This is a genomic window from Haematospirillum sp. H1815 (assembly GCF_012102705.1).
Classification (GTDB): domain Bacteria; phylum Pseudomonadota; class Alphaproteobacteria; order Rhodospirillales; family Rhodospirillaceae; genus Haematospirillum.
This window is the reverse complement of the sequence record NZ_JAAVTA010000023.1, coordinates 1-1,769: the sequence shown is the minus strand read 5'-3', so window position 1 is coordinate 1,769 and position 1,769 is coordinate 1. Positions and strand designations below refer to the sequence as shown.

The 1,769-nt window shown below is 66.6% G+C and carries 1 protein-coding gene; it reads left to right on the top strand.

The window, feature by feature from the left end; translation table 11 throughout:
* Positions 1-31: 31 nt before the first annotated feature.
* Positions 32-1,769: M10 family metallopeptidase C-terminal domain-containing protein (locus HEQ60_RS10425; RefSeq protein ID WP_168071616.1), on the top strand; the 1,738-nt coding region annotated here is incomplete at its 3' end.

Sequence of the window (1,769 nt, the reverse complement as noted above, 5' to 3'; positions counted from 1 at the left end):
CGACGGCGATGCGACAACGGCGGAAGTGGACTTGCGGCTGAAAAATGTTGCGTCGCTGGATGTGGCCGACATCGACGGGGTGAATGCCGCCCTGGTTATCCGCGATGGTCGCCTGGATGCGGCGGCACTGGAATCGAGCATTCTGGATGCGGCCGGCTTTACGGCGGATCTGGCGGACTTCCCCGGTGTGCGTGATATCAGCGGAACCGCCGCCGGGGATCGCCTGACCGGGAATGGTGACGACAACCGCCTTGACGGGGGTGCGGGTGACGACACGCTGGAGGGCGGTGCCGGGGACGACCACCTGTTTGGCGGGGCCGGGAACGATATCCTGTCCGGTGGTGACGGTGTAGACTGCCTGTCCGGTGATGACGGCGAGGACACGCTGAAGGGGGGTGCCGGGGATGACCTGCTGCACGGGTACGCCGGGGCTGACACCCTGCTGGGCGAGGACGGTGACGACCGGCTGTATGGCGGAGCTGGCACGGATACTCTGGACGGCGGGACCGGCGATGACACCATCAAGGGCGGGGACGGCAACGACGTCCTGCGCGGGGGTGATGGTAATGACACGCTGAAGGGTGATGCCGGCGAGGACACCCTGACCGGCGGTGCGGGATCGGATATCCTGACCGGCGGCGCGGGCGCGGACCGGTTTGTGTTTGCCTCTGCGGCGGAGACGGTGGGCGACGTGATCACCGACTTCAAGGCCGGGGAGGACCGGATTGACCTGTCCGGCGCCGGAGACTTTGTGTTCAGCGAAGACGGTGCCCACGAACGGGCACTGTGGACGGTTGTTGAGGGGGAAAACCTGCGTCTTCTGGGCGACACCGACGGCCATGCGGACAGCGCGGAAATCAACATGCTGCTGCAGGGCGTAACGTCTGTGGGGGCCGATGCGTTCGGCTTCCAGGCGGCGCTGCGGTCCGGGGTTCTGGACAGCGGGAACCAGACCGGTCCGGTGACGCTGGACCTGTCAGGTCATCCGGCGATCCAGAAAGCCCGTGGTGGTGCGGGCGATGACCGGATCACCGGCAATGCCCGCGACAACCATCTGCAGGGTGGCGCCGGTGCCGATGTTCTGGTCGGCGGGGCTGGATCCGATATTCTGGACGGCGGGGCTGGCGCGGATACCCTGACCGGCGGATCGGGCGCGGACCGGTTTGTGTATGGCTCTGCAGCGGAAACGGTGGGTGACACGATCACTGATTTCGAGGCCGGTGAAGACCGGATCGACCTGTCCGGCGCCGGAAAATTTGTGTTCAGCGAGGACGGCCCGCGGGCCGGTGCGCTGTGGACGGTTGCAGAAGGTGAAAACCTGCGCCTGCGCGGGGATACCGACGGTGATGCCACAACAGCCGAGGTGGACATCCTGCTGTCACAGGCCAGTCGCCTGGGTGCCGCCGATGTCGGAGCCACGGTTGTGGCCCGGGGAACCACCCTGGACGCGACCTCGGCGACTGCAGCCGTGACCCTGGATCTGGCCGCCTTTGCCGGGACCAATACCGCCATCGGCGGTGCCGGAGACGACACCGTGCTCGGAACAGCCGGTGATGACACCCTGTACGGCGGTGCGGGCGATGATACCCTGACAGGTGATGAGGGTCATGATGTCCTGACCGGTGGTGCAGGCCATGACGAACTGACCGGCGGGGATGGCGATGACACGCTGACCGGTGGCGCAGACGGCGACCGACTGACCGGTGGCCCCGGCGCGGACCGGTTTGTGTTTGCCTCTGCGGCAGAAACCCGGGGCGATGTGATTACCG